This window comes from Tardiphaga sp. 172_B4_N1_3, from assembly GCF_052076035.1.
Taxonomy (GTDB): domain Bacteria; phylum Pseudomonadota; class Alphaproteobacteria; order Rhizobiales; family Xanthobacteraceae; genus Tardiphaga; species Tardiphaga robiniae.
In genome coordinates, this window is record NZ_CP197238.1 from 5,988,590 (window position 1) to 6,013,439 (window position 24,850).

General features: G+C 60.8%; 25 protein-coding genes and 1 tRNA gene. 14 read left to right on the forward strand and 12 right to left on the reverse strand.

Annotated elements, in window-relative coordinates; translation table 11 throughout:
• Window positions 1–15 precede the first annotated feature (15 nt).
• Entirely contained in the window at window positions 16–1,149 is a 1,134-nt protein-coding gene (locus AB7783_RS28215; RefSeq protein WP_441279441.1) for a nitronate monooxygenase, read from the reverse strand.
• A 211-nt stretch (window positions 1,150–1,360) separates the two neighbouring features.
• Between AB7783_RS28215 and AB7783_RS28220 the strand changes: the two genes are divergently transcribed.
• A complete protein-coding gene (locus tag AB7783_RS28220) occupies window positions 1,361–3,022 on the forward strand; it encodes a flavin-containing monooxygenase (RefSeq protein ID WP_441279442.1) in 1,662 nt (553 codons plus the stop codon).
• Between the two features lie 160 nt (window positions 3,023–3,182).
• Here AB7783_RS28220 and AB7783_RS28225 read toward each other — a convergent pair whose 3' ends face one another.
• Window positions 3,183–3,974, reverse strand: a complete 792-nt coding sequence (locus AB7783_RS28225; protein WP_441279443.1) for an SDR family NAD(P)-dependent oxidoreductase — start codon at window positions 3,972–3,974, stop codon at window positions 3,183–3,185.
• Between the two features lie 218 nt (window positions 3,975–4,192).
• Here AB7783_RS28225 and AB7783_RS28230 point away from each other — a divergent pair, with 218 nt between their 5' ends.
• Genes AB7783_RS28230 through AB7783_RS28240 form a run of 3 tightly spaced genes read left to right on the forward strand, consistent with a single transcriptional unit; the run spans window position 4,193 to window position 6,422 of the window.
• Window positions 4,193–4,987, forward strand: coding sequence for an enoyl-CoA hydratase/isomerase (locus tag AB7783_RS28230; RefSeq protein WP_441279444.1), 795 nt, complete (start codon window positions 4,193–4,195; stop codon window positions 4,985–4,987).
• A 3-nt stretch (window positions 4,988–4,990) separates the two neighbouring features.
• A complete protein-coding gene (locus tag AB7783_RS28235; RefSeq protein ID WP_441279445.1) occupies window positions 4,991–5,989 on the forward strand; it encodes a phosphotransferase family protein in 999 nt (332 codons plus the stop codon).
• 58 nt (window positions 5,990–6,047) lie between these two features.
• Complete coding sequence (locus AB7783_RS28240; protein ID WP_441279446.1) at window positions 6,048–6,422, forward strand: DUF6285 domain-containing protein; 375 nt, start codon at window positions 6,048–6,050, stop codon at window positions 6,420–6,422.
• Between the two features lie 11 nt (window positions 6,423–6,433).
• Here AB7783_RS28240 and AB7783_RS28245 read toward each other — a convergent pair whose 3' ends face one another.
• Complete coding sequence (locus AB7783_RS28245) at window positions 6,434–7,213, reverse strand: enoyl-CoA hydratase-related protein (RefSeq protein WP_320446737.1); 780 nt, start codon at window positions 7,211–7,213, stop codon at window positions 6,434–6,436.
• A 146-nt stretch (window positions 7,214–7,359) separates the two neighbouring features.
• Between AB7783_RS28245 and AB7783_RS28250 the strand changes: the two genes are divergently transcribed.
• Complete coding sequence (locus AB7783_RS28250) at window positions 7,360–8,634, forward strand: acyl-CoA dehydrogenase family protein (RefSeq protein ID WP_441279447.1); 1,275 nt, start codon at window positions 7,360–7,362, stop codon at window positions 8,632–8,634.
• Window positions 8,635–8,752: 118 nt separating this feature from the next.
• Here AB7783_RS28250 and AB7783_RS28255 read toward each other — a convergent pair whose 3' ends face one another.
• The 4 genes from AB7783_RS28255 to AB7783_RS28270 all read right to left on the reverse strand — a co-directional run bounded on the left by AB7783_RS28255 (window position 8,753) and on the right by AB7783_RS28270 (window position 10,801).
• Window positions 8,753–9,388 (reverse strand): HAD family hydrolase, encoded by a 636-nt coding sequence (locus AB7783_RS28255; protein WP_441279774.1) that lies wholly within the window; start codon window positions 9,386–9,388, stop codon window positions 8,753–8,755.
• A gap of 15 nt (window positions 9,389–9,403) precedes the next feature.
• Complete coding sequence (locus tag AB7783_RS28260; protein WP_441279448.1) at window positions 9,404–9,778, reverse strand: TIGR02301 family protein; 375 nt, start codon at window positions 9,776–9,778, stop codon at window positions 9,404–9,406.
• Between the two features lie 80 nt (window positions 9,779–9,858).
• Window positions 9,859–10,281 carry an NUDIX hydrolase gene (locus AB7783_RS28265; RefSeq protein ID WP_093759520.1) on the reverse strand — a complete coding sequence of 141 codons (423 nt, stop codon included), beginning with the start codon at window positions 10,279–10,281 and terminating at the stop codon, window positions 9,859–9,861.
• 4 nt (window positions 10,282–10,285) lie between these two features.
• Window positions 10,286–10,801 carry a hypothetical protein gene (locus AB7783_RS28270; RefSeq protein ID WP_175368781.1) on the reverse strand — a complete coding sequence of 172 codons (516 nt, stop codon included), beginning with the start codon at window positions 10,799–10,801 and terminating at the stop codon, window positions 10,286–10,288.
• A 61-nt stretch (window positions 10,802–10,862) separates the two neighbouring features.
• Here AB7783_RS28270 and AB7783_RS28275 point away from each other — a divergent pair, with 61 nt between their 5' ends.
• On the forward strand, window positions 10,863–11,618 hold the full coding sequence (locus tag AB7783_RS28275; RefSeq protein ID WP_441279449.1) for an SOS response-associated peptidase: 756 nt from the start codon (window positions 10,863–10,865) through the stop codon (window positions 11,616–11,618).
• Between the two features lies 1 nt (window position 11,619).
• Here AB7783_RS28275 and AB7783_RS28280 read toward each other — a convergent pair whose 3' ends face one another.
• The 3 genes from AB7783_RS28280 to AB7783_RS28290 are packed head-to-tail and all read right to left on the reverse strand — an operon-like array spanning window position 11,620 to window position 14,549.
• On the reverse strand, window positions 11,620–12,048 hold the full coding sequence (locus AB7783_RS28280) for a GNAT family acetyltransferase (RefSeq protein WP_092139459.1): 429 nt from the start codon (window positions 12,046–12,048) through the stop codon (window positions 11,620–11,622).
• The gene (locus tag AB7783_RS28285; RefSeq protein WP_441279450.1) at window positions 12,045–13,502 is read right to left on the reverse strand and encodes an FAD-binding oxidoreductase; all 1,458 of its coding nucleotides are present in this window, start codon (window positions 13,500–13,502) and stop codon (window positions 12,045–12,047) included. Before AB7783_RS28285 ends, AB7783_RS28280 begins: the two co-directional genes overlap by 4 nt.
• A gap of 51 nt (window positions 13,503–13,553) precedes the next feature.
• Complete coding sequence (locus AB7783_RS28290; RefSeq protein WP_441279451.1) at window positions 13,554–14,549, reverse strand: L-threonylcarbamoyladenylate synthase; 996 nt, start codon at window positions 14,547–14,549, stop codon at window positions 13,554–13,556.
• Window positions 14,550–14,642: 93 nt separating this feature from the next.
• Between AB7783_RS28290 and AB7783_RS28295 the strand changes: the two genes are divergently transcribed.
• Window positions 14,643–14,719, forward strand: a tRNA-Pro gene (locus AB7783_RS28295).
• A gap of 106 nt (window positions 14,720–14,825) precedes the next feature.
• On the opposite strand, the gene AB7783_RS28300 is transcribed toward AB7783_RS28295, so the two are convergent.
• Window positions 14,826–15,551, reverse strand: a complete 726-nt coding sequence (locus AB7783_RS28300) for a FadR/GntR family transcriptional regulator (RefSeq protein ID WP_441279452.1) — start codon at window positions 15,549–15,551, stop codon at window positions 14,826–14,828.
• Window positions 15,552–15,692: 141 nt separating this feature from the next.
• Window positions 15,693–16,703, reverse strand: a complete 1,011-nt coding sequence (locus AB7783_RS28305; protein ID WP_441279453.1) for a Gfo/Idh/MocA family protein — start codon at window positions 16,701–16,703, stop codon at window positions 15,693–15,695.
• Window positions 16,704–16,958: 255 nt separating this feature from the next.
• Here AB7783_RS28305 and AB7783_RS28310 point away from each other — a divergent pair, with 255 nt between their 5' ends.
• The 7 genes from AB7783_RS28310 (at window position 16,959) to AB7783_RS28340 (ending at window position 24,715) form a co-directional block, all read left to right on the forward strand.
• A complete protein-coding gene (locus AB7783_RS28310; RefSeq protein WP_441279454.1) occupies window positions 16,959–18,116 on the forward strand; it encodes an ABC transporter substrate-binding protein in 1,158 nt (385 codons plus the stop codon).
• 99 nt (window positions 18,117–18,215) lie between these two features.
• Entirely contained in the window at window positions 18,216–19,271 is a 1,056-nt protein-coding gene (locus tag AB7783_RS28315; RefSeq protein ID WP_441279455.1) for an ABC transporter ATP-binding protein, read from the forward strand.
• Between the two features lie 11 nt (window positions 19,272–19,282).
• Window positions 19,283–20,167, forward strand: a complete 885-nt coding sequence (locus AB7783_RS28320; protein ID WP_441279456.1) for an ABC transporter permease — start codon at window positions 19,283–19,285, stop codon at window positions 20,165–20,167.
• Window positions 20,168–20,188: 21 nt separating this feature from the next.
• Window positions 20,189–20,989: an ABC transporter permease gene (locus AB7783_RS28325; RefSeq protein WP_244628390.1), complete on the forward strand. Its 801-nt coding sequence runs from the start codon at window positions 20,189–20,191 to the stop codon at window positions 20,987–20,989.
• A 728-nt stretch (window positions 20,990–21,717) separates the two neighbouring features.
• Window positions 21,718–21,912 (forward strand): aldehyde dehydrogenase family protein, encoded by a 195-nt coding sequence (locus AB7783_RS28330; protein ID WP_441279457.1) that lies wholly within the window; start codon window positions 21,718–21,720, stop codon window positions 21,910–21,912.
• Window positions 21,913–22,533: 621 nt separating this feature from the next.
• Window positions 22,534–23,415 carry a helix-turn-helix domain-containing protein gene (locus AB7783_RS28335; RefSeq protein WP_441279458.1) on the forward strand — a complete coding sequence of 294 codons (882 nt, stop codon included), beginning with the start codon at window positions 22,534–22,536 and terminating at the stop codon, window positions 23,413–23,415.
• 325 nt (window positions 23,416–23,740) lie between these two features.
• Window positions 23,741–24,715, forward strand: coding sequence for an isopenicillin N synthase family dioxygenase (locus tag AB7783_RS28340; protein WP_441279459.1), 975 nt, complete (start codon window positions 23,741–23,743; stop codon window positions 24,713–24,715).
• Window positions 24,716–24,850: the final 135 nt, after the last annotated feature.

A 24,850-nucleotide genomic window follows, 5' to 3' on the forward strand; every position in this document is an offset into this window, starting at 1 on the left:
TTCTTGCTCTTGCCTCTATTCGGAAACCAGCATGGCGAGGTGCTCCGCCGCTTCGGCAAAGTCCTCCTTGAATTCCTGCACAACTGCGCCTGCCGACTTGACGCTGTCAATCAGGCCGACGCCTTGGCCCACGAAATAGCTGACCAGATCCCGTGCCTGCGCATTGCCGGCTGCGGCTGACCGATCGATGGAGGCGAAAGCGTCGCGGCTGATCAGGCTCTGCAGTGGCATCGGCAGCGCGCCGGGGCTGTCTTCGCCGCGATCCCAGGCATCGGTCCAGACCGAGCGCAACTGCCGCGCGGGCTTGCCGGTACGGCCCCTGGAGCGGATCGCATCGCGCGACGAGGCGGCAATCATCTTCTCGCGAAAGATTTCGGAGGTTTCGGATTCCGTGGTCGCGAGCCACACCGAACCGGTCCAGACGCCTGCCGCGCCCATCGCCATACAGCCGGCCATCTGCCGCCCGGTCATGATGCCGCCGGCGGCGAGCACCGGGACCTCGCGCATCGGCTTGATGGCCTTGATCACCTCCGGTACCAGCACCATGGTCGAGACCTCGCCGCAATGGCCGCCGGCCTCGGTGCCCTGCGCCACGAGAATATCGACGCCGGCCGCAACCTGGCGGATCGCATGTTCCTTGGCGCCGACCAGTGCCGCCACCGGCACGCCATGCGCCTTGCCCATCTCGATCATCGCCTTCGGCGGCACGCCGAGTGCATTGGCGATCAGCCGGATCGGATGGTTGAAGGAGACGTCGAGCAGCCGCAGTGCAGTCTCGCCATCGAATGGCTGCGGCTGATCGGAGGAGACTTCGGTGATCTTGAGATCGACGCCGTATTTCTTCAGCAGGCTCCTGGTGAAAGCGCGATGTTCCGGCGTGATGCGGCGCTCCAGCGACTTCCAGGTGACATCCTTCTCGCCTGCGGTGGAGATGTTCTCCGGGATCAGCACGTCGATGCCGTAGGGCTTGCCGTCGACGTGATCGTCGATCCACCTCAGTTCCTGCTCCAGCGTTTCCGGCGAATGCGCGGTGGCGCCGAGCACACCGAAGCCGCCGGCGCGGCTGACGGCGGCAACCACGTCGCGGCAATGGCTGAAAGCGAGTAGCGGAAACGCGATGCCCAGCATCTCGCAGATCGGCGACTTCATCGGCGTGTCTCCCTGAATCTCTTGTGACCCGCTTCATGTGGCGAGTTCGTGATGAACGCTAGCGTATGGGGAAGGGCGATGCCAAGCGGACGAGCGGCATTCCGCCTGGCAAAATACCGCGGCAACGCTGCCCGATTTCCTGCTTGCGCTTTCGCGTTATGCGGGAAATGCTGCGTGTAACAAGCAAAGCAAAAACTACGGGAGTGAACGCATGGCCGCTGCACAGCCGCAATCTGTCTCACATCAAAACGCGCGTATCGATGTCGTGGTCGTCGGTGCCGGGTTCGCGGGGCTTTATCTGCTGCACAAGCTGCGCGGCCTCGGTCTCCATGTGAAAGTCTTCGAACAGGGCGGCGATGTCGGCGGCACATGGTACTGGAACCGCTATCCCGGCGCGCGCTGCGATGTCGAGAGTATGCAGTATTCGTTTTCGTTCGATGACAAATTGCAGCAGGAATGGAACTGGAGCGAGCGCTATGCGCCGCAACCGGAAATCCTGCGCTATGCCGGCCATGTCGCCGATCGCTACGATCTGCGGAAGGACATCCAGTTCAACACGACGGTGAAATCCGCGGTCTTCGATGAGCGCGCCAATCGATGGACGGTAACGACTTCCGATGGTCAGGCCACCACCGCGCAGCATGTCGTGCTCGCGACGGGTTGCCTGTCGAACGCCCGTACGCCCGAATTCAGGGGCATGAAGGACTTCAAGGGCAAGGTCTATCACACCGGCAACTGGCCGCATGAGACAGTCGATTTCACCGGCCTGCGCGTCGGCGTTATCGGCACCGGCTCGTCGGCGATCCAGTCGATCCCGCTGATCGCCGAACAGGCGAGCCAGCTCACTGTGTTCCAGCGCACCGCGAATTTCAGCGTGCCGGCGCGCAATGCGCCGCTCACCGATGATGAGCGCAAATCGTTTCGCGACAACTATCCGGAGATTCGCAGGCAGGCGCGCGAGGATTTCAAGAACGGCATCGTGCAGCCGATTCCGGATCGCGGCGCGCTCGACGACCCGGAGCATGAAAGGCGTGAGAAGTATCATGCGCGATGGACATCGGGCGGACTTACCTTCATGGGCGTCTACAATAACCTGGTCCTGGATCAGCGCGCCAACGATACCGCCGCCGATTTTATCCGCGAGAGAATTTCGGAGATCGTCAGCGATCCCGAAACGGCAAGGCTGCTGCAGCCTACCGATCATCCGGTTGGTTCAAAGCGTATCTGCGTCGACACAGATTACTATGCGACCTTCAATCGTTCTAATGTGACGCTGGTCGATATCAAGGCCCATCCGATCGAGCAGATTCTGCCGAATGCCGTGCGCACCGGCGGCAAGGATTACGAGGTCGACGCGCTGGTGCTTGCCACCGGTTTCGACGCGATGACCGGCTCGGTCGCCAAGATCGACATTCGCGGCCGCAGCGGCCAGACGCTGAATGACAAATGGGCGGAAGGCCCGCGAACCTATCTCGGCTTGATGAGCGCCGGCTTCCCGAACCTCTTTATCGTCACCGGTCCCGGCTCACCCTCGGTGCTGTCAAACATGATCGTGTCCATCGAGCAGCATGTCGACTGGATCACCGACTGCATCGCTTACATGCGTGACCGTGGCGCCGAGGTGATCGAGGCAACGCGTTCCGCGGAGGACAAGTGGGTCGCGCATGTCAATGAGGTGGCGGCCGGCACGCTCTATCCGCAAGCCAATTCCTGGTACATGGGCGCGAATATTCCCGGCAAGCCGCAGATATTCATGCCCTATATCGGCGGCGTCGGTGTCTACCGGCAGATCTGCAATGATGTCGCAACAAAGGACTATGAGGGATTCGCGATGACGGTGGGCGCGCGGCCAAAGGAGGCGGTGGCGTCGTAGCAAACGGCGACTTTCTTGCCCTCTCCCCCAGCGCAGCGAAGCTGCGCGCCGCGGGAGAGGGTGGATCGAACGCGCAAAGCGCGTTCGAGACGGGAGAGGGGCAGCCGCAAGCTCCGAGTCCAGCACCCCTCTCCCGCAAGGGGAGAGGGGAAGAAAGAAATCAAAACGCCGTATAGCCGCCGTCGATCACGAACGTATCTGCGGTGTGATACGACGATGCCTTGCTCATCAGATAAACCGCGATGCCGCCGAAATCCGAGGGCTCGCCGAAACGGCGCACCGGAATACGCGGCATGACATTGGCGACGAATTTCTCGTTGCCCATGATCCCGGCGGTCATGTCGCTCTTGATCCAGCCGGGCAGGATCGCATTGGCTGTCACGCCCTGACGGGCCAGTTCGACGGCCAGCGCGCGCACCAGCGCATTGATCGCCGCTTTGGTCGCGGCATAGTGCTCGTTGCGCGCGGTGCCGAAGATCGAGGCAAGACTCGATGTCGCAACCAGGCGGCCGAATTTGTCGCCAGCCTCCGCGCGTTCGGTCATATGCCGTGCGGCCACCTGGAAGGCATGGAAGACACCGTCCAGATTGGTCGCGAACATGGTGCGCCACTGCTCTTCGGTGCGGTCAATGAAATTGTGCCGGCCGCCGCCGCCGATGCCGGCATTGGCGAAGCAGCCATCGACACGGCCGAATGTCTTGAGCGTGGCATCCATCGCCGCCTTCACCGAGGCGGTGTCGGTCACGTCGCAGACCAGCGTATCGACCTTGCCGGTGCAGTCCGCCATGGTGGCAGCCGCGGCCTTGTTCTTCTCGGCGTTGCGGCCCCAGATCGAGACGCTGCAACCGGCGGTGGCCAGTGCCTGTGCGATGCCGAGGCCGATACCGCCATTGCCGCCGGTGATGACGGCCACGCGGCCGCTGAGGTCGAATATCTGTGTAGACGTTGCCATGTCAGCGTTTCCATGTTTGGCGCGCGTTATGCCGTGCGTCCGTCGGTGGGCTGGTGTTCCCCAGGAAGCATGGACAAGCGCGTCCGAAAAATCAAATATGCCGCCTGACATACAATCGCATGATCCCGAAAAGTGGATGCCGGTTTTCGGATCAGATCATGCCCAGACAAAGCTTCCACACCGCGGAATAAACACGCGGATCATCTCGTGAGGAAACCATGCAGTTCAAACACGTCACGCTCGATTTCGACGGCAATGTCGCCATCCTGAAGCTCGATCATCAGGAGGTGATGAACGCGGTGTCGGTCGACATGCTCGGCGGCCTCAGCGAGGCGCTGGACGAGATCGATGATCGCAAGGCCGACGTGCGCTGCGTGGTCCTCACCGGTGCCGGCCGTGCCTTCTGCACGGGCGCCAATCTTCAGGGGCGCAACAATCAGCTCACAAAGGCGCGCAGCAACGCCGGCGCCACGCTGGAGACCGCCTTCCATCCGTTCCTGCGCCGGCTGCAGAATCTGCATTGCCCGATCGTCACCGCAGTGAACGGCCCGGCAGCCGGCGCGGGCATGAGCTTCGCGCTGATGGGCGATCTCATTTTGTGTGCACGCTCGTCCTATTTCCTGCAGGCGTTCCGCCGTATCGGCCTGGTGCCGGATTGCGGCTCGACCTGGATCTTGCCCCGCCTGATCGGCAAGGCACGTTCGGTCGAACTGTCATTGCTTGGCGAAAAGCTGCCGGCCGAGAAGGCGCTGGAATGGGGCCTCGTCAACCGCGTCTATGACGATGCGGCGCTGATGGATGAAGCCATGAAGCTCGCCCATGAACTCGCCAACGGCCCGACCATCGCACTGTCGCTGATCCGCAAGCTCTACTGGGAAAGCCCGGAGAATTCCTTCGAGGACCAGATCAATCTCGAAGTCAAATCGCAGCGCGCCGCCGGCGCTTCACCGGACTTCAAGGAAGGCGTGGCGGCGTTCCTGGAAAAACGTCCGGCCAAGTTCACGGGCCAGTAAGCCTTGAGCACGGCGTCCGTCGCGGAGCTTTTGGCGCGCAGTGCGGCGGCGTGGTGTCCCGGTGCGGCGGGCGTGACATCCGCAATACGGCTGTCTGGCGGCGCCAGTCAGGAGACGTGGTCGTTCGATATCACGCATCCCGATGGTGCCATCGGCGCCATCCTGCGCCGCGCACCGTCGGGTTATGGCGCTGCGCCCGGCCGTGCCGCGGGTCTCGATGCGGAAGCGGTACTCATGCAACTCGCGCATGATGCCGGCGTGCCGTCGCCGAAGGTGCTGCATGTGCTCAAACCCGATGACGATCTCGGCACCGGCTTCATCATGCAGCGAGTCGCTGGCGAAACCATCCCGCGCAAGATCTTGCGTGACGATGAATTCGCCGACGCGCGGCCAAAGCTCGCGCGGCAATGCGGCGAGATTCTTGCCGGCATTCACGGGCTGTCTGCAGCAAGCCTGCCGCAACTGCGCCGCATGACTGCCGCAGCAGAAATCGCTGAATTACAGCGGGAGATCGACGGTTTTGGCTGGCCGCGCCCGGTGTTCCAGCTGGCTTTGCGCTGGCTCCGCGACAACGATCCCGGCCCGTCAGAGCGCGTCACTTTGGTGCATGGCGATTTCCGGCATGGCAATCTGATGATCGATCCTGACGGCATCCGCGCGGTGCTGGATTGGGAGCTGGCGCATCTCGGCGATCCCATGGAGGATCTCGGCTGGATCTGCGTCAATTCCTGGCGCTTCGGAGCGATCGACAAGCCGGTCGGCGGTTTTGGTACCTATGAAGAATTGTTCACTGGCTACGAAGCGGCCAGCGGCATCGCCGTCGATGTGGCACGCGTGAAATTCTGGGAAGTGATGGGTACGCTACGTTGGGGCGTGATGTGCGTCGGCATGATGCAGCGGTTTCGTCTCGGCCCGGATCATTCGATGGAGCGCGCGATGATCGGACGGCGCTCGTCGGAGACGGAGATCGATCTGTTACGGCTATTGGCGCCGCGCGCATGATCCCGAAAAGTGGCGACCGGTTTTCGGATCAGATCATGCGCAAAAACAAGGTGAAGACATGCAGGACGAACCGAGACCCGACGAACTGGTGAAGGCCGTCGCGGATTTTCTCCGCAACGACATTGCACCTCAAATCTCAGGTCATGCCGCGTTCAAGCTGCGTGTCGCGATCAACGCGCTCGATCTGGTGACCCGGCAGCTCACGCTTGCCGGCGACAGCGATGCCGCCGAGCTGCATGGATTGACGATGCTGCTCGGCGTGCATGGCACGCTCGACGGGTTGAACCAGGATCTTGCCGACCGCATCGCGCAAGGCGACATCGATCTCACGACGCCCGGTGTGAAAGAGCATCTGTGGCAGACGTCACTGGCGAAGCTCGCCGTCGATCAGCCGAATTACGCGGCGTACAAACGCGAGCTGGAACCGAAGTAAGCGCCGCGGCGCTACTTCCCCTTCCAGTTCGGCTTGCGCTTCTCCGAAAACGCCTTCGGCCCTTCCACATAATCCTCCGACGCCGCCATCGCTTTCACGGCGGGATATTCGCGCTGCTCGGTGATGGCCTGTTCCAGCGACACCGCCATGCCCTTCTGGATCGCCTGCTTGGAGGCGCGGATGGACATCGGTGAGTTCTGGCAGATCGTTTCGGCCCAGCGCAGCGCGGCGTTCAGGGCCTCGCCCTGCGGCACCACTTCATTGACGAAGCCAAGCTCATAACCTTCCTGCGGCTTCACATGGCGCGCGGTAAGGATCATCCCCATCGCGCGCTTCATGCCGATCTGGCGCGGCAGCCGCTGCAGGCCGCCGGCGAGCGCGGCAAGGCCGACGCGGGGCTCGGGCAGGGCAAAGGTCGCATTTTCCGCAGCGATGATCAGGTCGCAGGCCAGCGCGATCTCGAAGCCTCCGCCCATGGCGACGCCGTTCACCGCAGCGATGATCGGCTTGTCACAATCGAAGCGCGCGGTGAGGCCAGCGAAGCCCGACGTGTTCCAGCCGCGCTTGCCGCCGGCGGCCTGCCATTTGAGGTCATTACCAGCGCAGAACGCTTTGTCGCCGGCGCCGGTGACGATCGCAACCCATTGGTCGGGATCACTGGCGAAGTCGTTGAACACCTCGTGCAGCTCGTTATGTGCATCGGTGTGCAGTGCGTTGTAAACTTCCGGACGCGACAGCGTCACGATGGTGATCGGTCCCTTGCGGGTCACGGTTGAGAATTGCAGAGCCATCGCGGCCTCCCTTTTGTTTTTCGTTACGCAGAATTTATGACGCCAAAGCGTACTTGACTTGCCGCGCTTGACTTGATCGGACGATGCCATCTTAATCGCTCGATTAACAAGAGCAACAAAGCTCGGAAAACAATCGGGAGAGCGCCTTGGATTTTTCCCTGCCGGCCGACCTGGTCGCCTATCTCGCTGAACTCGATTCATTCATCCTGCGCGAGATCAAGCCGCTCGAAGAGCGGGATGACAATATCCGCTTCTTCGATCATCGCCGCGAATGGGCGCGCACCGATTTCGACAATGGCGGGCTGCCGCGACATGAATGGGAGCAGTTGCTGCGTCAGGCGAAGAATCTCGCCGACGGCGCCGGCCATCTGCGCTTTGCAATCCCGAAGCGCTATGGCGGCAAAGATGGCAGCAATCTCTGGATGGCTGTCATCCGCGAACATTTCGCCGCCAAAGGCCTCGGCCTGCACAACGATCTGCAGAACGAACATTCCATTGTCGGCAATCTGCCGCTGGTGACGATGCTGGATCGCTATGGTCGCGATGACCAGAAGGAAATGATCGAAGGATCAATCACCGGAAAATATCGCATCACCTTCGGCCTCACCGAACCCGAGCATGGTTCTGATGCCACGCATATGGAGACGACGGCCGTCGAGGCGACGCGTGATGGCGTTAAGGGCTGGGTCATCAACGGCGAGAAGATGTGGACCACGGGCATGCATGTGGCCACGCATTGCGCGCTATTCGCGCGCACGTCGGGGGACGACGGCGATGCGCGCGGCATCACCTGTTTCCTGGTGCCGGCCAAGGCCGCAGGCGTAAAGATCGAAGAGTATATGTGGACCTTCAACATGCCCACGGACCATCCGCGCGTGTCCTTCACCGATGTATTCGTGCCGGATGATGCGCTGTTCGGCGAGATCGGTCGTGGTCTGTCGCTGGCGCAGTGCTTCGTGCATGAGAACCGCATCCGTCAGGCAGCGAGTTCGCTCGGCGCCGCGGTCTATTGCATCAATGAGAGTGTGAAATATGCGCGCGAGCGCAAACCGTTCGGCGAGGAACTGGCGCGCAATCAGGGTATCCAGTTTCCGCTGGTCGAGCTTGCTACGCAGGCGGAGATGTTGCGGCTCCTGATCCGCAAGACCGCGTGGGAGATGGACCAGCTTACCCAGGCCCAGGTCGAGCATACGCTGTCGGACAAGGTGTCCATGTGTAACTACTGGGCCAACCGGCTGTGCTGTGAATCCGCCGACCGCGCGATGCAGGTGCATGGTGGCATGGGTTATTCACGCCACAAGCCGTTCGAGCACATCTATCGCCATCACCGCCGCTACCGCATCACCGAAGGCAGCGAGGAAATCCAGAAGCGCAAGGTCGCGGGGTTCCTGTTCGGCTATATGGGCGCGGGGAAGCATTGAACTAGTTTCGACACGCCGCCCTTTCCGCCGTCATTGCGAGGAGCGAAGCGACGTGGCAATCCAGAGGTCACAAGCGAAGACTGGATTGCTTCGCTTCGCTCGCAATGACGTTGATAGCTCAGTCGATAAACCCCGGGATCTCCGCAGGCGAAGCCACCAGATGGCGCGCCCCAGCGCTCGTCAGCTCCTCGCGGCCGCCATAGCCATAGAGCACGCCGATCGCCGGAATGCCGTTATTCGCGGCGCCGATGATATCGTGCTTGCGGTCGCCGATCATGATCGCACGTGCGGGATCGGTCGAGGTTTCATCGAGCGCGTAGCGCAGCAGATCGCTCTTGTCGACGCGGGTGCCGTCGAGTTCCGAGCCGAACACACGCGTGAAATACTTGCGCAGGCCGAAGTGATCGACGATGCGATCGGCGAACACGTGTGGCTTGCTGGTGGCGACAAACAGCCGGCGGCCTGTTGCGTGCAACGTATCGAGCGTCGCGATGACGCCATCATAAAGCGTGTTCTCGAACAGGCCGATCGTGCCGAAGCGTTCGCGATAGAGCTCAACGCCGCGATCGGCATCTTTCTCGCCGCCAAGCAGTGCCACGAAGCTGGCACGCAGCGGCGGGCCGATGCACCAGGTCAGTTCGTCCTGTGTCGGGACGGGAAGCCCGAGCTTGCCGAGCGCATATTGGATCGAGCCCGTGATGCCGATCTTGGGATCGGTCAGCGTCCCGTCGAGGTCGAAGAAGACCGTGTCGATCGCAGGTGATTTCATCTAGTTCGCATACCTTGCGGTGAGGTCGCGCGAGATCCGCGAGCCTTCGTCGATATAGCGGCGGATCGCGATACTGGCAGCAGGCGTACAGGTCCGGTAGGTCTGCTGGAAGCCGTTATAGCCACGGTTGAAGCCGGCGATCATGCGGGCGCGGCGCTCGCCGGACGGCGTTTCGGCATCGACCAGCGCCTGCATCTCGTTGCGCCACTTGTTGCCTTCGTTATTGCCGCAGATGCCGCGCAGGTAATGCAGCGCGCCGAGAATTTCTGACATCCGCTGCAGGTCATTGTCGAACGGCGCGGCCGCGTCCTGCGCCCGTGCAGGGCCTGCGCAAAACGTCACGACCGTCAGAATAATGAGCAGATGCTTCAACATGAATGGTCCCGGAACCCGGCTGATATGCCTTTTCAAGGCGCCTGAAGCAAGGCAACGCTTCTGGTGCGGCAAGGAGCTATCTATGGTCCGACCAGATCTTCCGCCATGGCGAGGATCGGACCGAGGCCATCGGTGGTTTTGAAGGCGCCGAGATCGTCCGGCGCGACCCACTGGAAATCGTCAAGTTCGTCATTCAGCTCGGGCTCGCCAGCCACCCAGCGCGCGGCAAAGGACATGATTAGGTAGTGCCCGGCCACCTTGTCGTTCGGCAGCACTTCGCGAAAGCCGGACAGGCCGACAATGTCGATGGTCAGTCCGGTTTCTTCCATCACCTCGCGGGCGAGCGCGACGGCGAGGGATTCGCCGAATTCCACGCGTCCGCCGGGGAGCGAATAGAAGCCCTTGCCCGGCGAGCGGGCGCGGCGGACCAGCAGTACCTTGCCATCCCGGAAGATGGCGGCGCTGGTAGCGAGCTGCGGATGGGTAGGAGGCGTGTCGGTCACGAGGTCATTGCGCCATAATGCTATCGATGTCGGATTCCTGATCGCGGCCGTTGATAATGCCGCCGGCCGTTCCGACCATGGGCTTGACCCAGCCGGCAGCCTGTTCGGCCAGCATGGCGCGGGTCCGGTCCTGCTGCACGGTGCGCATGGCTTCGCCGACAGTTGTCAGGATTTGCGTCATGTTCGCGACCAGCGCATCGAATTCTGCACGGATGGCCGGGCGTGCAGCCTCATAGGATGCGATGGCGAGATCGCGTGCCTTGAAGTTGGATTTGATGAAGTGCTCGGCATAGCTGAGCGGCTGCCATTCCAGGAACAGCTCATAGCAGTCCGGCATGTCCGGGATCAGCTCGAGCAACATGATGGCTTCATTGAAGTGATTGAGATAGTCGGTCGCCAGACCCGTGCGTGGATTGATATTGGCGGCCATCAGCTCGGCAGCGGACGCGACCGGGCCGGCACCGGCACTGGCCAGATCGCGATGGTCATGCTGCGCCGGTTGTATGGCCGTCAGGGTCATATGTCGCACTGTTGGTGTTTTGGGTTAAAACCGCCTGAAGAGGCAGGATTGCGGATCGAGAATGTGCGGGCGGTTTGTCATTACATCAGCGCCGGAAGCGTTACGGCAGGTATTCAGTTATATCGAGCAACCGAATTTTCCTGCGAGGTACAATATTGCGCCGACGCAGCCGGTTCCTGTTGTCATCGTTGAAAACGGATCCCGGCATTTCCGTCTAATGCGATGGGGCCTTTTGCCCCCCTGGGTCAAGGACCCGCGGAAGTTTACGCTTCTGATTAATGCACGTGCCGACACGGTGCAAGAAAAGCCGGCCTTCAAAAACGCGATTCGCCGCCGCCGCTGTCTGATTCCGGCTGATGGTTATTACGAATGGCAAAATCGCGGTGAACGCAAACAGCCGTATTTTATCCACCCAAGCGCAGGCGGGCCGATGGGCTTTGCGGGCCTGGCCGAGACCTGGATGGGACCGAACGGCGAAGAAGTCGACACGGTTGCGATCATTACTGCAGAAGCCAGCACGGGCATGTCGGTACTGCACCATCGCGTACCGGTGACGATCGCACCCGATCATTTCGGTCAGTGGCTCGATTGCAGTTCGGATAGTGCATCCGACGTGATGACGATGCTCGCTGCGCCCGCAGACGGCACCTTCGCCTGGCATCCGGTGGCGATGGCCGTCAACAAGGTGGCCAATGACGATGCGCAACTGATCCTGCCGATCTCGGCGGAAGAGGCCGCTGTAGAGCAGGTGAAGCCAACGAGGGCGCCGCGCAAGGTTGTGGCGAGCGAGGACGACGGGCAGGGCTCGTTATTCTAGCTCACGGCGTCAGCGGCCGGCCATCGAGCCACTTGGCATAGATCACGCGCTTCTGTTCGCCGTAGCCGAGCGACTCGTAGAACGCCTGCACCTTGGTGTTATCCGAGCGCACCATGAGCTGCATCTTCTCGATACCGCGCTCGCGCAGCCAGTCTTCGGCTGCACTCATGATGCCGCGGCCGAAATCCTGGCGCTGGTGGTCGGGATCGACCGAGACGTAATAGACCCAGCCGCGATGGCCATCATGGCCGACCAACACGGAGGCGACGATGGTCCTTCCCTTGCGACCGACCAGGACGTCGGCATTGGTGCCTGCGCGCGCCAGCCTGATATCGGCCTCCGGATCGTTCCAGGGCCGCACCAGTCCGCAGCGCAGCCAGAGCTGGACGACCGCTTGAATGTCGGTGTCGACGAGCCGGGCAACTTTCAATGTTGCACCGGCAGCAGCACCTTGCCGGGATTGAGGATGTTCAGCGGATCCAGCATCGCCTTCAGGCTGCGCATCAGCTCGATGGCGACGGGGTCCTTCACCGAGGGCAGCTCGGCCGCCTTCATCTGGCCGATGCCGTGTTCGGCGGAGATCGAACCGCCCATGCGCAGTACGACGTCGAAGACGACTTCGTTGACGTCGTGCCAGCGCGCCAGGAATTTCTCGCGGCCGTCGCTGTCGCCGAGCGTCTCCTTGGGCTGCGTGACATTGTAGTGGATGTTGCCGTCGCCGAGATGGCCGAACGGCACCGGACGTGCGCCGGGCATCAGCTTCACGACGGCAGCATTGGCTTCGGCGATGAAGGCGGGCACGGAAGCAACCGGCACCGAGATATCGTGCTTGATCGATCCGCCTTCCGGCTTCTGCGCCGGCGAGATTTCCTCGCGCAGTTTCCAGAACGCCTGACGGTGGGCGATATTCTCGGCGATCACGGCGTCATCCACGATGCCGTCTTCAAAGCCGCGTTCGAGGATCGCCTCCAATGTCGCGCGGGCATCGTCGCGTCCCGACGACAATTCCATCAAGACATACCAGGCGTGTTTGCTGGAGAGCGGGTCGCGAATGCCGATACCATGGCGGACGCTGAAATCCACCGCGATATCGGCGATCAGTTCGAAGCTCGTGAGACTGCCGGCGGCCTCAGAACGCGAGATGCCGAGCAGCTTCAGCGCATCGTCCGGCGATTTCAGGCCGACAAAGGCGGTCTCGACCGCGCGCGGCTTCGGAAACAGCTTCAGCGTCGCCGCGGTGATGATGCCGAGCGAGCCTTCGGCGCCGATAAAGATATTGCGCAGATCGTAGCCGGTATTGTCCTTCTTCAGCTTGGACAGGCCATTGAGAATGCGGCCGTCGGCCAGCACGACTTCGAGGCCGAGGGCCATTTCGCGCGCGACGCCATAGGCGAGGGCGGTGGTGCCGCCGGCATTGCTGGAGAGATTGCCGCCGATGGTGCAGCTACCTTCGGAGCCCAGTGACAGCGGAAACAGCCGGTCGGCTTCGGCGGCGCGCTGCTGCGCGACCTGCAGCACGAGGCCGGCTTCCACCGTCATGGTGTTGGATGAGGTGTCCAGATCGCGCACTCTGTCCATCCGGCGCATCGACAGCACGACCTCGCCGCCATAAGGCGTCTGGCCGCCGACGAGCCCAGTATTGCCGCCTTGCGGCACCAGCGCGGTGCGCGTCTCGGTGGCGAGCTTGCAGATGGCGGCGACTTCGGCGGTCGAGCCCGGGCGCAGCACCAGCGGCGAGGTGCCGAAAAACAGGTTGCGATCCTCGGTGACGTATTGGTGCACGTCGGCCTGATCGGTGATGGCGTATTTGTCGCCGACGATGGCCCGGAAGCGCGCGATGGTTTCGGGAGAAAGCGTGGGCGGCTTCGGCTGGACGATATTCATAACTATTCCCTTGGATATTTTCTTGGCGCGTTTCTTGGTCTCGTGTTCGCGTTACACGGCCGCGCGGCGCAGCCGGTCATTGATGGCTTCGCCGAGCCCGTGGTTCGGCACCGGCATCACCGCGATGCCGCTCGCGCCCGAAGCTATCGCAGCGGCGTCGAGCGCGCGAAGATAGCCGAAAAGATTGGTGGCGGCTTCCCCGAGATCGCCCTGTTCGGACAAATTCAGGACAGCGGCGGCCGCCTCGATGCCCGGCAGCGGGGCCGATCCGAAGGCCAGTAGGGCCTCGCCGGGATTCACGGCCTCGGCCAGCAGCCGCACCCGTGTCCGCGGCGCGTAATGCGAGGCCAGCATGCCCGGCGCCAGCGGCTGGTTGGTATCGCTCGCGGGTTCGTCCGGTGGGCTCGCCAGCGGCTGGCCCAACACCCGTTCGATCGCCTCGCGCGGCAGGCCACCGGGGCGGAGCAGCATCGGCGTGTCGAAACAACCGACGATGGTGGATTCAACGCCCACTTCAACCGGCCCGCCATCGAGAATCATGTCGATCCGGCCATCCAGATCGCTCAGCACATGGGCTGCGGTGGTCGGCGAGACATGCCCGGAGATATTGGCCGATGGAGCCACCACGGCACCGCCAAAGGCCTGCAGGAGCGCGTGGGCCACGGGATGCGCCGGCACACGAATGGCAATGGTGTCGAGGCCGGCGGTGGCCAGATCGGCCACCGGGCAGTCCACCGCTTTGGGCAGCACCAGAGTCAGCGGCCCCGGCCAGAACGCCTCGGCAAGCGCCAGCGCGCGCGCATCGAATCGGGCAATGCGCCGGGCGGCGGCGAGATCGGCCACATGGGCGATCAGGGGATTGAAGGACGGCCGGCCCTTGGCTTCATAGATCCCCGCCACGGCCCGCGGATTGGCCGCATCGGCGCCGAGCCCATAGACCGTCTCTGTCGGGAACGCCAGCAGCCCGCCCGCGCGCAAGCAGCCCGCTGCCTCCGCAATATGGGTGGCATCGGCGGGGCTCATCCGGGTCGTCAGGCCTACGGCCATGCAGGGCAGATCCTTGTCTTCAAAATTGGTCAGGCTTCTTTACCGGGGTTCTTGCAGGATGCGAAACCCAAGGCTATAAGCCGCGCTCTTAGTCGGAGTGTGGCTCAGCCCGGTAGAGCACTGCGTTCGGGACGCAGGGGTCGCAGGTTCGAATCCTGCCACTCCGACCATGATTTCAATGACTTAGCGTCATTTTGCGGCGTCGCCATCTGTCAAGAATCTCCTGATTTTCATCTGAGTGCAACCACCGGGCACGCGAGCCGCTGCTGCGCGCCGCTATCCGCCCTCAAAAACGCGCTTGCGGGCATTCTCGATATGCGACCGCATAGCTTCGCGAGCTCCGGCTTCATCTCTGGAGGCGATCGCATCGAGCACGGCCCGGTGCTCCTCTTGCCCACGCAGAAGTCGATCGCGAGGCTGGATCAAGGAAAGGTTTCGATTGAGCGTGATACCCACGCTCACCTGAGACTGGATCGCGGCGAGAGTCGCGGCGAAGAAGCGATTGCCTGTGGCCTCTGCGACCGAACGGTGGAACGCAATGTCTTCCTCTACGCCGAGCGCGGCATCTGCGATCACTTGATCAAGTGCTGCGATTGCGTCGAGGATCCGCCGCAGGCCTTCCGGGTCATGATCGCGCGCGGCAAGCGCAGCGGCTTCTCCTTCGATGCCGATGCGAAATACGAAACAGCGCTGTATATCAGCAATGCTTCCCACGGGAGCGTAGTTGTAAACGTCTGCCGCGGGACGTCGCATCACGAACGAACCGGCGCCCTGCCGCGATGCGACGACGCCGTCATCGCGCAGCCGCATCAGCGCTTCACGGACGACCGGGCGCGAAACGCCAAGCTGATCTGCCAGGCGTGTCTCAGGAGGGAGCCGCGAATTGACCGGGTAGATTCCGACCGTGATCTGGCTGAGGACATGATCGTAGACGCGGTCGCTAAGCTTTCCCGTCACAGCCAGGCGCTCCGAAATGTCGTCCCGTTTGACCGTTGAGCCCATGTTCACCCCGTCCTTGCTCCGAACATGCTCCAGTCTTTGGCAACATTACATCTTTTTGACAAGTCGGTGCACTGCCGCTGACAATCCGGGATTGCAGCGCTGGCCAAACTGCTGAGGCGCGAGCGGCCGTGAGGGCGTCGGTCAAGCGTGGGCGGCGGCGTCTGACAGCCAGGCTTCGATCAGCCGCTGCACGTGAAGGGCGGAGCGCACGCCATTGGATGGCTCGCGTCGTTGTTCGATCGCATCCAGCATCTCGGTGATCACGCCCCGATGTGGCCCGTGATCAAATGCCATTGGATCGGCACCTCCGCCGCCGGATTGCGCAGTCCCGACGGTCTCTGGCGGACCTTCGTGACGATGGATGACCAATTGAAAAGTCTCGAGATAGGCCGAACCGCGCGTGCCCGCGATTTCGATACGCTCCGGATAGCCGGGCCGCGCAACACTGGTGGCATCGAGCACGCCGATGGCACCGCTTTGGAAACGGACCGCGGCCGCGGTCACGTCTTCAGTATCGATCGTTCGGAGCGGTGAGGTCGATGCAAAACCGGCGACGTCCTTGTGCGGTCCCACGAAATGCAGAAGCAGATCGAGAGTATGGATGGCCTGTGTGAGCAATACGCCGCCGCCATCGCGAGCCTTCATGCCGCGGCCCGGTTGACAGAAATAGGCGTCATCACGCCACCAGCGGATCGATGCACTCGCCGACAGGATATCGCCCAGATCTCCCTGATCCAGCACCGCCTTCAGGCGTCGTGCTGCGGGACGAAAGCGATGTTGCAGGCACACGCCGCACCGCACGCCGGCAGCCTCCGTGACGGCCGCGAGTTCCTCACCCCTGGCAACCGATATCTCGACGGGCTTCTCGACCAGAATGTGCTTCCCTGCTGCGGTTGCAGCCTGCACGGTCGCCAGATGCGTTCCAGGGGGCGTCAGTATCAGGACGAGATCGAGATCGGAGCGCGACAGCAAATCCTCTTGGCTATCGAAAACCGGAACGCCCCACTGCTGTGAAAACGCTGACCGACGGTCCGCTGACGGCGCAAACCCGCCGACGATTGTGATCCGTCCCTGGGTCTGCAATTCAAGCAACGAAAGAATATGCGGCTTCACCGCCATTCCCAGCCCAATCAGGCCGACTCCAATTGGCATGCGTCTCTCCCGATGGCCGACCTTCTCAAGGCGCCGACTTGTCGGCTCTTGGGGTCGGCTATGACGTCACAGATTGATATGCGAACGAGCAAGACGGGCAAGGTGCGACATCGCGACATCAGCAAGTCCTGCTCATGATCGGCCGATTGCGATCCCCCAATGCTTGACAGATGTCGCCTAACTCGTCGATGCTATGTTTACAAATAAATGACAACCGCGCGCGACGCGGGTGCATATGCCAGGGAGGAATCGGAAATGCGGATCTGTCCGAATGCATTATTGCGCCCGTTTGCCGGCGCCGTCCTCGCCGTGACGGCTGTCGCAGGCGAGCCCCTGAGGGCCGCCGAGCCGATCGTTCTCTCGATCATCGATACTGGTGGCGATCTCGCATCTACCCAGGTCATCATCGAGAACTACAAAAAGGCCAATCCCGACAAGATCAAGGAGATCAGGATTCAGCGCGCGCCGGCGCCGGAGCTGCCGGCCAAGATCAAAGCTCAGCAGGATGCCGGACGGCTGGACATCAACCTTGTGCTGACCGGACAGGACGGTGGCGCGTTTCTCGCTGCCAACAACCAGCTGATCAAGATCCCTGACTTCGAGAAACAGTTTCCGCGCGATGAGATGACGCCTGCCGGCAAGGCGCTGTACGACGAGGGCCGCGACTACATGGTGCCGTCGGTGGGCAACGCCGGCGGGCCGGTGTTCGTCTACAATCCCAGCAAGGTGCCCAACCCGCCGAAAACCGCCGAAGAATTGCTGGCCTGGGCAAAGGCAAATCCGGGTCGGCTGATGTATGCGCGGCCGGCGAATAGCGGACCGGGCCGGTCGATCGTGCTGGGCATGGCGCACATTCTAAATGACTCAAAGCCACTTGATCCCGACAAGGGGTGGGACAAGACCTGGGCCTATCTGAAGGAGCTTGGGCAATACGTCGAATACTATCCGACGGGCACCGCGATCACGTTGAAGGAATTCGCCCAGGGGCAACGCTGGATCATCGCCGGCATCATGGAATGGGACATGAAGCCCCGTGCCCAGAGCGTCATCCCGCCGGACTCCAAGATCACCATTCTTCAGAACACGACCTTCGTGGTCGACGGACATTACTGGTGCATCCCCACAGGCGTGCCGAAAGAACAGGTCGACGTCATTCTCGATCTCATGAAGTTCATGCGCCGTCCAGAGCAGCAGGTGCTTTCCTGGCCGGGCTTCATTGGGCCGACGATCACCGCGGCCACCATGGAAAAGGCACCCAAGGAGATTCAGGAACTGGTGAAGGAGTTCTGGCGGCCCGAATACGACGAGGTCGGCACCAAATGGAAAGTATCCCCGCCGCTCGGCGTGAAGGAATTGAGCTACGCGATGGATCGTTGGGACCGGGAAGTGGGCGCAAACCAGGTCAAGAAGTAATCCATTCGATGAGCGTGCGGGTCCGTATGTGCGGGCCCGCCGGTGACCTTGTTGCTTCTTACTCAGAAACGGGACGACATGAACGGGCCGGGAGATAGGTTGGACTCGCTGAAGCTTGGAATCACCAAGCGCTATGGCAACAAGACCGTGCTGGACAACCTCGAGCTCGATATCCGAAAGGGCGAGTTCGTCACCTTCCTGGGACCGAGCGGATGCGGAAAGTCGACGGCTTTGTCGATCGTCGCTGGCCTGATTGCAGCGACCGAGGGTGAGATCAGGCTCAATGGGGCGCGGGTCGATCATCTGCCGCCCGAGAAGCGTGCGTTCGGAATGGTGTTCCAGAATTACGCGCTGTTTCCTCACATGACGGTCTTCGACAACGTCTCGTTCGGGCTCACCTTGAAGCCATTGTCCAAGGAGGAGATCAAGAAGCGCACCGATGCGATGCTCAAACTGGTCCAATTGACCGGTTATGAGGAGCGCTATCCGGGCCAGCTCTCCGGTGGCCAGCAGCAGCGCGTTGCGATTGCGCGGGCCCTCGTGTTGCATCCGCGCCTGATGCTGTTCGACGAGCCGCTATCAAATCTCGATGCCAAGCTGAGAGTCGAGATGCGGGCGGAGATCAAGCAGATACATGCTGCGCTGGGGTTGACGTCGATCTACGTGACTCACGACCAGGCCGAAGCACTGTCGCTGTCGGACAGGATTGTGGTGTTGCGCAATGGCGTCCTGATGCAGTCGGGTACCCCACAGGAAATTCACGACCGGCCCAAGAATGTCTTCGTGGCGGATTTCATGGGCTTCCGGAATTTCTTCAAGGTCAGGATCGCGTCAGTGTCCAATGGGATCGCCGAAGGCGTCGGCGACGGAATTCGCATTCGGGCGCGGGCAGGGGCCGATGTGCGAGCGGATACCGACATGGTGATGGCGATACGTCCGGACGATATCCGGGCGGGCGGTGAGGTGGTTTCCGGTGCCGAAGATGTTAGTGGCCGTGTCGAAGTGGTCGAGTATCTCGGTCGGGAACAGGAAGCCGCCATACGCATCAATGACAACACGCGAGTCTGGTTACGCACCGCCGAGGCGATACGAACCGCCGACACGATTGGCCTTCAGTTTCCGATCGACAAGGTCGTCTTGCTTCCTGCGGAATAGGCGAGAAAATAATGCGCGCCGTAGCCAACGATGAGAAGAGCGAATTCGATGCGCTGGCATTCTTCTGTTTGCTGCCGTCCTTGCTCTACGTTCTCTGCATGTTCGTCTATCCGTTTCTGTATGGTGTCTATCTCAGCCTTCAGCCGCAAAAGGTTGGCGGCTTCAGCCTCACGAACTATCTCACGTTCTTCAGCGATCCCTATCAGTATGGTACGATCTGGATCACCTTCAGTCTGGCGATTCCCACTACGATCGTTGTCCTTCTGCTCGCTCTTTGGCTGGCTTACGGCATGCGCCGGGGCATTTTCATGGAACGGACCGTGACGACGATCTTGATCATGCCTATTTCGCTTGGCGTGATCCTGCTGTCGGAAGGTATCTTGGGTTTCTATGGTTCGCAGGGTTGGTTCAATCAGGTCCTTCTCGGATTAGGGCTTATCAAAGAGCCGTTCATTCTGACCCATAACTACGCTGGCGTTATGCTGGCGTTGTTCATGCAGCAGTTTCCGTTCTGCTTCCTGATGCTGCTGGGATACATATCCGGCATCGATCCCAGCCTTGAACGCTCGGCGCGGATGCTTGGTGCGACACCTTCGATTGTCTTCCGACGCGTGATGTTGCCGCTCATCGCGCCCGGTCTTGCCATCGCATTCGCACTGGTGTTCGTCATGAGCTTCGCGGTCTTTCCGTCCGCCATCATGCTCGGGCAGCCGGCGGGTACCACGCGCACGATCTCTATTGCGGCCTATCAGAAGGCCTTCGAACAATATGACATGTCGGCTGCTTCCGCGATCGCGGTGGTTATGGGCCTGTGTCAGCTGGCAGCGCTGCTGGTCATCATCCTGTTCCGTCGCCGGTTGTCGCCGGCAGCGACCATGGGCGTCGGAAAGAGATAGGGCCGCACAATGCGAAGCAGAATGTGGAAGCTCTCGCTCTATCTGTTCATTGTGGGTTTCATCCTCAACATGCTTGGGATCGTGTCGCATGTTGTCGTGAGCTCGTTTGCCAAGCGTTGGTTCGGCGGCCTGCTGCCGCCGGCCTATACGACGGACTGGTTCGCTTATGCGTGGAAGAATTTCGATCTGGGGCAGGTGTTAGGTGTCACGCTGCTAATCGTAGTCGTTGTCGTCTTCCTTGCATTGGCCATTGGATTTCCGGCCGCTTACATTCTTGCGCGACGAAATTTCCGATTCAAATCGGTCATTCTGCTGCTGTATTTTCTGCCGCTGGTAATCCCACAAATGACTTACGGGATTCCGCTGGCGACTACTCTTTACCGATACGGGGTCGGGGGATCCGTCGTCGGCGTGATTCTGGCGGTCCTGGTGCCGATGGTCCCGTTGGCCGTCTTCGTGTTGATGCCATTTTTCGAGCAGATCAGCGTCAATCTGGAATGGAGCGGGTCAATGCTTGGCGCAAGCCGGGCTCAGATTTTCAGGCGGATTCTGTTTCCCCTGATGGTACCGGGAATACTGACCGCCGGCGTCCTTGTGCTGGTCAATACGATATCGAATTTCGAGCTCGCATTTCTCCTCGGCGGCGGTGGATCGCAGACGCTCGTCGTCGCGTTATTCTACAATATGTTTGCCGGTGGTGTTCGCCCCGTCTATTCCATCGATGCCATGGCCGTGATCTACATGGTGATGGTCATGACGCTGCTTCTCATCGCATTGCGGTTCGTGCGCCCGACACAGATGGTGTTCAAGCTCGACAAGTAAATTCATGTTTGAGGCTGCGCGTGCCTAGTCATCGCCAGGGTTGGCTCATGGCGCAAGGCGGACAGGAACCACCTGCCGAAGCATGGAGTTGGACCTAGTAACTGGCATCGACTTTTGTCGCGATCTTGAACCGGCCGATCGAGGCGTGCAGATGTAATGGAACGTTGAACAGTCCGATGACGAGCAGCCGGTTGAGTTCTCGTTCGCATATTGGTTCATGGGCATCGGCACGGTCCTACGAGCCCCTGTTTCCAAATTGAATTTCGTGACTTTGCGGATACGTTGTACTTTGCGCCACACCGGATTGGAACTTCATCCATCAAACGACGGGGTAACGGTGCAGATCATCTTCGCGCCGATCACTTTGACCGCTGATGCGCCTGGTCAGACTCCGACTGGTGATCGGAAGCTGTTGTCGGTGGTTTCAGCGCTGAGATGGATTCAGCGCTACGTTGGAGCTGAAACCCGCGCGTCCCCTCAATGGGTTGACGTCGTCAGCAGGCTAGCTGCTGCGAGCGAAGATCCGGTCAGCACTGTTGACGCTAGGAATGCACTTCACGATGCAATGGTTGCCTATGGTTGGGCCAAGCGGAGCATCCATTGATTTCGTTTTGGCAAGCGACCGCGCGTGTTAGCCGCCGACATAGATATTGCCAGTATGACGGATTCAATCTGGTGCTGCGCGCGGCTGATGCGGTGTTGATTGTCGAGTCTACTCGCGCCTCATTTTGTCGGATCGGCGCCACGATTATCGGAAGGCGCCTACCGTCGCCAACCGCATCCGCGCAGGACGTGTTTACCTCAACGGCGCTGCATTCGACCGCAGCCTTCCGTTCGGAGGATACAAACAGTCCGGCAATAGGCGCGAGTTCGGGGTTTTCGGCTTTGAAGAATATCTGGAGGTCAAAGCGATCATTGGGTAGCGAAGCCGGCTTCGCCCGCGAAACACGATAGTGGTTGCCGCAAGTAGTCCGCCACGAGGCTGTCGTAGCTCTCGCGGCGCCACGGTCGCGCGCTTCCTCCAAGTTGGCGCGCGGCCGCGACCATTTTGATCGGATCGTCCGCTCAGATTTCGTCGCCATAGGGAAGCCAGGGTATCAATAGTTCGACGAAGGTGCTCTGCGTACGGGACGCGGTGCACAGGTTCGATGTCTGCCACTTCAGTCATGATTTCAGAGGCTTAGTGTGCGATTGGAGGTTCTTGAAAGGCCGTTTTGCACGCAGCTGCATTTTACCCGTCCTTCACGTAATCGGGCTTTACCCGGTTAGGCACCTGCAGATTCCACTTCTTGTTGGGGGGCGCTCAACGCCGGCAGGAATTTCTCCGCGGCTGCAGCTGGTTAGATGTTCCTGCACCGAGGGCACGCAAAAACGCCGTATCAGCCTCGGTAATACTGCGCCGGGGACTCCAGTCTCCAAGACATCGGGGGACATGTAGCGCTTGTCGCAAGTGATCATCGCGCTTAGTCATAGGCGATATTGTCGAGTGGTTCGAATCCGGCACTGGTGTCGTTCCCGCGTCGCTCTCATGGGCATCTTTATTTATGGCTGTGCAATACGAGCAAATTGCCGAAAGACTGCGGGCATATCGCATCGGGAGGGGCCTCTCCACGGAGGAGATGGCGGCCCAACTCGGAATTTCCAGAGCGGCGGTCTACCGGCTGGAAAAAGGCGGATTGATCAAGCTTGAGATACTGGAGCGGATTTCCGAATTGCTCGGCGTCTCACTGGCTTCGCTGCTGGACGCGGGCGTCGAATATCACAGCAACGCTGTTAGTTTCTTCGAGCGCATGCGCCAGATCGAGCTGACCTCGGAGCGCGTATTGGCGCACTATGAGCCGATCTCGTTCATTCTGGCATCCGAAGACTACAACGATCATCTGCGCCAGATGCTCATCGAGACGCTGCCGGCGAACGGAGCGAAGGCCGATCTCAAGCGACAGATTGACGATGTGATCCGAATTCTGTCGGAACGGAAATCGCTACTACGTCAGAAGCAACCGAATGTGGCCAGCATCATCGGCGTATTGGAGATCGAACGGTTTCTGCGTCTTGGACTGGTGGGACGCCTGGATCTTCCTGCCGCCGTGCAGAAGAAGCGGCGGCTGGCTGCTGCGGTCGAAGTGGAACGGATCGCGCAGTTGATGGAACAGGAGCCGGTTGGAATCCAGATCGGCCTGGTCGAGTGCGTCATGCCAAGTCAGACATTCCAGATATTTCGACGCAGCGAGGGCTCGCTGGTGTCGGTCAGTCCGTATCGTCTGGGCGAATTGCCGAATATCCTGACGGGCGTTGCCATTGTCACGGCCGCTGCGGAGGCCGTCCACTTGCATGAAGCGATGTTCAAGAAATTATGGAACGGGTCCGTCCGGGGGGCAGCTGGCGCAATGCTGTTGCGAAAGCTGATGAAGCGCACGCTGGCCTAGCTGTGCGAGTCGGCAGTCGCGGCGGATAAATTTTGAGACAGCGCGGATTTCCAGTCGAATCTATTCGTTATGCAGATGGTGGCGTTATTCGCGTCATTTCGTGAGGTATTTGCCGCGAACCTATGCAGTGCGAAAGCGGTTCGTTGACGTGTTCGGCGGACTGTCTCAATTTTGATATTTTTGTTGACTTTTGATCTGTGGCCCAACAATTTTGATCGCGTCGAAATGGGGGATTGCGGGCAGGCTCGTCGTCAGGCCGGTCGCCGATCCAGTAAATCCCGGTCGAGACGTCATTCGAACCTGCAAGCTGCGACAGGAGACATCAATGCTAGGCCAGCCGATCCAGAGCAACCTCGCGGCTTTCGATGAAATTCCGATCGTCGATATCTCAGGTGCAAATGATCCGTCCAAGCGGGCGGCTCTGGCCCGCGAGGTGGTCGCGGTAGCCGAGCAGGTCGGGTTCATGTACATCGTCGGCCACGGCATCGGCGACGATATCCTGGACGGCGTGTTCGACATGAGCCGGCAATTCTTCGACCTGCCGGATGCCGAGAAGCGCAAGATTCACATCTCCAAGTCGCGTCACTATCGTGGCTATCTCGGCCTTCGCGAGAAGGGCGACACCGACCCGAGCTTCAAGGGCAATAATCTGGAAGCGTTTCATTGCGCGGCGGAACTCGACGAAAGTCACCCTGATGTCAAAGCCAACTTGCCGCTGCGAGGTCCAAACCTGTGGCCGTCCGGGCCGGACGGTTTCCGCGACATCGTCTACTCATATTATGTGCGGACCTACCAGGTGGGGACCACGCTGCTCGAATTGCTCGCGGAGGGTCTCGGCGAACCCACCGACAAGTTCACGAAATACTATGCCCATGACGTGTCGCAGTTGCGGTTGCTGCGCTATGCGCAGATCGAAGATCCGACCGTCGAGCTGTTGGCACGCGCGCATTGCGACACCGGCGTCATCACCATCCTCTCGCAGGACCAGACCGGCGGCCTGGAAGTGCAGAACAAGAGCGGCGACTGGATCGCGGCGCCTCCGTTAAAGGGCTCTTACATCATCAATATCGGCAACACGCTGCAGTTCTGGACCAAGGGCAGGTTTTCCTCGACCAATCATCGTGTCGCCAACCGCGGCAGCGGTGCGCCGCGCTTTTCGATCCCGTTCTTCATGACGCCGGATGTCGACGCCGTGGTGAAGCCGCTGGGGTCGGAGAATGAGCCCGAGGCGCCGACCTTCAGCGTCGGTGAAGAGATGCTGACCACCTACAAGCGCATCTGGCCGTCGCCGGTCGTCTGATCGGTGCGCAGCGTGCGGCACGACGATTGCATCTGTGAGTACGGGCCGTGGGCGCTTACGGAATATCAGATTGACCTCACGAGCCTGCCTGCCTCTTCGCGACAATCGACGTTGAACCACTATCGGAATTGCCAA